Raw genomic sequence first — 5,218 nt, 5'->3', positions numbered from 1 at the left:
CGATGTGCACGCCGAGGATCTCGTCCGTGGCCGCGTCGGCCAGGAACTTGACCATGCCGGTCGTGTCGCCCAGCGCCCGTGCACGGCCGTTCGCGAGGAACGGGAAGGTGCCGGCCTTGTAGGCGCGGCCCGCGGCCTTGAGCTGCTGCTCGGTCTGGCCGACCCACGCGATCTCGGGGTTGGTGTAGATCACCCACGGCACGGTGTTGAAGTTGACGTGGCCGTGCTGGCCCGCAATGCGCTCCGCCACGGCAACGCCCTCTTCCTCGGCCTTGTGCGCGAGCATCGGGCCGCGCACCACGTCGCCGATGGCCCAGACGTTGGGCAGGCTGGTCTTGCAGTCGTCGTCCACGGCAATGGCGCCGCGCTCGTCGAGCTTCAGGCCCACGGCTTCGGCGTTCAGGCCGATGGTGTTGGGCACGCGGCCGATCGAGACGATCAGCTTGTCGACCTCCAGCGTCTGGGCTTCGCCCTTGGCGTTGGTCCAGGCCACGCTCACGCCCTTCATGGACGACTTGATCTCGCCGACCTTCACGCCGAGTTCGATCTTGAGCTTCTGCTTGTCGAAGGCCTTCTTGGCTTCCTTGGCGATCTGCTCGTCGACCGCGCCGAGGAAGGTCGGCAGCGCTTCGAGCACCGTGACTTCGGCGCCGAGGCGGCGCCACACAGAACCCATTTCAAGCCCGATGACGCCCGAGCCGATCAGGCCCAGCTTCTTGGGCACCGCGCCGATGCGCAGCGCGCCGTCGTTCGAGAGGATGTTCTCCTCGTCGAACGGCGCACCCGGCAGCGCGCGGGCGTTGGAGCCCGTGGCCACGATGATGTGCTTGCCCTCGATCGACTCTTCGGCGGCGCCCGCCACCTTGATCTCGTAGCCGGCTTCGCCCGCCTTCACGAACGAGCCGCGGCCATGGAAGAAGGTGATCTTGTTCTTCTTGAACAGGTACAGGATGCCGTCGTTGTTCTGCTTCACGACCTGGTCCTTGCGGGCCAGCATCTTGTCGAGGTCCAGCCCAAGGCCTTCGACCTTGATGCCATGGTCGGCAAAGTGGTGGCCGGCCTGGTCGAAGTGCTCCGACGATTGCAGCAGCGCCTTCGAGGGAATGCAGCCGACGTTGGTGCAGGTGCCGCCCGGTGCGGGGCCGCCCTTGCCGTTCTTCCACTCGTCGATGCAGGCCACGTTGAAGCCCAGCTGCGCCGCGCGGATCGCGGCGATGTAGCCGCCGGGGCCGCCGCCGATGACGATGACGTCGAATTGTTTGTTGGCCATCTGATTCTTTCTCCTCAGATGTCGAACAGGAGGCGCGACGGGTCTTCGAGCGCTTCCTTCATGGCCACCAGGCCCAGCACGGCTTCGCGGCCGTCGATGATGCGGTGGTCGTAGCTCATGGCAAGGTAGTTCATCGGGCGAACCACGATCTGGCCGTTCTCGACCACGGCGCGGTCCTTGGTGGCGTGCACGCCGAGGATGGCCGACTGGGGCGGGTTGATGATCGGCGTCGAGAGCATCGAGCCGAAGGTGCCGCCGTTCGAGATGGAGAAGGTGCCGCCGGTCATCTCTTCGATGCCCAGCTTGCCGTCCTGCGCCTGCTTGCCGTATTCGGCGATCTTCTTCACGATGTCGGCAAAGCTCATCTGATCGGCGTTGCGCAGGATGGGCACCACCAGGCCGCGCGGCGAACCGACGGCAATGCCGATGTCGAAATAGCCGTGGTACAGGATGTCGTTGCCGTCGACCGAGGCGTTGATCACCGGGTACTTCTTGAGCGCATGCACCGCGGCCTTCACGAAGAAGCTCATGAAGCCGAGCTTCACGCCGTGCTCCTTGGTGAAGCTGTCCTGGAAGCGCTTGCGCAGTTCCATGACGGGCGCCATGTTCACTTCATTGAAGGTCGTCAGGATGGCGTTGGTCGATTGCGACTGGATCAGGCGCTCGGCGATGCGGGCGCGCAGGCGGCTCATCGGCACGCGCTGCTCGGGGCGTTCGCCCAGGTCGGGCGCACCCGCAGGCGCGGCGACTTGCGGCAGCGCGGGCTTGGCGGCCGGTGCGGCCACGGCGGGCGCGGGCTTGGCGCCCGAGGCCACGGCGCCGAGCACGTCGCCCTTGGTGACGCGGCCGTCCTTGCCGCTGCCGGCCACGTCGCTGGTCTTCAGGTTGTTGTCGGCCAGCAGCTTGGCGGCAGCGGGCATGGCAACGTCGGACTTCGAACCGCCGGTGGCGGCCGCAGCCGCTGCGGGCGCAGCTGCCGGGGCCGGTGCGGCGGCGGGTGCCGCTGCTGCAGGCGCTGCGGCGCTTGCCTTGCCTTCGGTGTCGATCTTGGCGATCAGCTGGTCGGCCACCACGGTGGCGCCATCGGGCTGCACGATCTCGGCCAGCACGCCAGCCGAGGGCGCGGGCACCTCGAGCACGACCTTGTCGGTCTCGATCTCGATCAGGATTTCATCGACGGCGACGGCTTCGCCGGCCTTCTTCTTCCAGGTGAGCATGGTGGCTTCGGCCACGGATTCGGAAAGCTGGGGGACTTTGACTTCTACGATAGACATTTGGAGTGAGCTCCGTTTTGTTCTTCAGGTGTTCGTGTGAAAAAGAGGCTTGGAATTACTTGGTCAGCACGAAGCCCTTGAGCTTGCCAAATGCGCCATCGACCAGCGCCTTCTGCTGTTCCTGGTGCAGGTGCGAGTAGCCGACTGCAGGCGATGCCGAAGCGGCACGGCCGGAGTAGCCGAGCTTCTGGCCTTCCTGCATGTTCTCGTGGATGTAGTGCTGCACGAAGAACCAGGCGCCCTGGTTCTGCGGCTCGTCCTGGCACCACACCACGTCGGCGAGGTTCGGGTACTTCTTGATCTCGGCCGCGAAGGCCTTGTGCGGGAACGGATAGAGCTGCTCGACGCGGATGATCGCCACGTCGTCGGTGCCCTGTTCTTCGCGCTTCTTGGCCAGGTCGTAGTAGACCTTGCCCGAGCAGGCGATCAGGCGCTTGACCTTCTCGGCCTTCAGGCCCTTGCTGTCCGGAATGACCGTCTGGAAGCCACCCTTGGTGAACTCGGACAGCGGCGAGGTCGCATCCTTGTTACGCAGCAGCGACTTCGGCGTCATGATGATCAGCGGCTTGCGCAGGTTGCGCACCATCTGGCGGCGCAGCACGTGGAAGATCTGGCTGGCCGTGGTGGGCTGCACCACCTGCATGTTGGTGTCTGCGCTCAGCTGCATGAAGCGCTCCAGGCGGGCCGAGCTGTGCTCGGGGCCCTGGCCTTCGTAGCCGTGCGGCAGCATCATCGTGAGGCCGTTGACGCGGCCCCACTTCACTTCGCCCGAGGCGATGAACTGGTCGATCACCACCTGCGCGCCGTTCACGAAGTCGCCGAACTGGGCTTCCCAGATCACGAGCGTGTTCGGGTCGTTCGAGGCGTAGCCGTATTCGAACGCGAGCACCGCTTCTTCCGACAGGATCGAGTCGATGACGACGAAGGGTGCCTGGTTCTCGGCCACGTTCTGCAGCGGCGTGTAGGTGCCTTCGTCGAACTTCTCGCGGTTCTGGTCGTGCAGCACGGCGTGGCGGTGCGTGAACGTGCCGCGGCCCGAGTCTTCGCCCGACAGGCGCACCGGGTAGCCGCTGGCCACCAGCGAGGCAAAGGCCATGTGCTCGCCCATGCCCCAGTCGACGTTGACGTCGCCGCGGCCCATGGCGGCGCGGTCGTCCAGCACCTTCTTCACGAGCGGGTGCACCGTGAAGCCGGCCGGCACCGTGGTGATCTTCTCGGCCAGGCGCTTCCACTCGCTGGACGGAATGGCGGTGTCGCCGGCGTCGGTCCACTTCTTGTTGAGGTAGGGGTTCCAGTCGACGGCGTACTTGCTCTTGAAGTTCGTGAGCACCGGGTCGACCGTGTTGCGGCCTTCGTCGAAGGCGGCGCGCTGGGCCTTGACCATGTCGTCGCCGAGCGTGGCGCCCAGGCCTTGCGTCGCCAGCTTGTCGGCGTACAGCTTGCGCGTGCCGGGGTGCTGGGCGATCTTCTTGTACATGAGCGGCTGCGTGAGCGAGGGGGTGTCCTGCTCGTTGTGGCCGAGCTTGCGGAAGCAGATGATGTCGACSACCACGTCCTTCTGGAAYTCCATGCGGAAKTCRAGSGCGAGYTGSGTGGCGAGCACCACSGCTTCGGGATCGTCRCCGTTCACGTGCAGCACSGGSGCYTCGATCATCTTGACGATGTCCGAGCAGTACAGCGTCGAGCGGCTGTCGCGCGGGTCGCTGGTGGTGAAGCCGATCTGGTTGTTGATGACGATGTGCACCGTGCCGCCCGTGAAGTAGCCACGGGTTTCGGCCAGTGCCAGCGTTTCCATCACGACACCCTGGCCCGCGAAGGCGGCGTCGCCGTGCACCAGCACGGGCAGCACCTGCTTGCCCTGCGGGTCGGCGCGGCGGTCCATGCGGGCGCGCACCGAGCCTTCGACCACCGGGTTCACGATCTCGAGGTGCGAGGGGTTGAATGCCAGGCTCAGGTGCACCGGGCCGCCGGGCGTGGTCACGTCCGAGCTGAAGCCCTGGTGGTACTTGACGTCGCCGCTCGGCAGGTCTTCAGGCGCGGTGTGGTCGAACTCGGCGAACAGGTCGGCCGGCATCTTGCCGAGCGAGTTGACCAGCACGTTGAGGCGGCCGCGGTGGGCCATGCCGATCACGATTTCCTGCACGCCCTTGATGCCGGCCTGGTTGATCAGCTCGTCCATCGAGACGATGAAGCTTTCGCCGCCTTCGAGCGAGAAGCGCTTCTGGCCGACGTACTTGGTGTGCAGGAAGCGCTCGAGGCCTTCGGCCGCGGTCAGGCGGTTGAGCACGTGCTTCTTCTGCTCCGCATTGAGCTGCGGGTTGGTGCGGGCGCTTTCGAGCTTCTGCTGCCACCAGCGCTTGTGGTTCTGGTCGGTGGTGTACATGTACTCGGCGCCGATGGTGCCGCAGTACGTTTCGCGCAAGGCATTGAGCAGGTCGCGCAGCGACATGGTCTCCTTGCCGAAGAAGGTGTTGCTGGTGTTGAACACCGTCTCGAGGTCGGCATCGGTGAAGCCGTAGAACGAGGGCTCGAGTTCCGGAATGGCCGGGCGCTCGGCGCGCTTGAGGGGGTCCAGGTCGGCCCAGCGGGCGCCGACGTTGCGGTAGGCGGCAATCAGCTGCTGCACGGCGGTGCGCTTGCGGCCGAGCTCGGAATCCGCGCCGCTGGCCTGCAC

At 65.8% G+C, this 5,218-nt stretch carries 3 protein-coding genes; all 3 read right to left on the bottom strand.

Going from position 1 to position 5,218, the window contains the following annotated elements; all coding sequences use genetic code 11:
• Positions 1 to 1,270, bottom strand: a 1,270-nt coding sequence (gene lpdA / locus AC1DOC_RS18255) for a dihydrolipoyl dehydrogenase (RefSeq protein WP_478130212.1), incomplete at its 3' end; no start/stop codon positions are given.
• Positions 1,271 to 1,284: 14 nt separating this feature from the next.
• Positions 1,285 to 2,544, bottom strand: coding sequence for a 2-oxoglutarate dehydrogenase complex dihydrolipoyllysine-residue succinyltransferase (gene odhB / locus AC1DOC_RS18250; protein WP_478130211.1), 1,260 nt, complete (start codon positions 2,542 to 2,544; stop codon positions 1,285 to 1,287).
• A gap of 55 nt (positions 2,545 to 2,599) precedes the next feature.
• On the bottom strand, positions 2,600 to 5,218 hold a 2,619-nt coding region (locus AC1DOC_RS18245; RefSeq protein WP_478130210.1), incomplete at its 5' end, for a 2-oxoglutarate dehydrogenase E1 component.

The organism is Variovorax sp. 01T439_2 (assembly GCF_056398445.1).
Note: the sequence above shows the minus strand (reverse complement) of the source record. Positions and strands in the feature narration are given on the sequence as shown.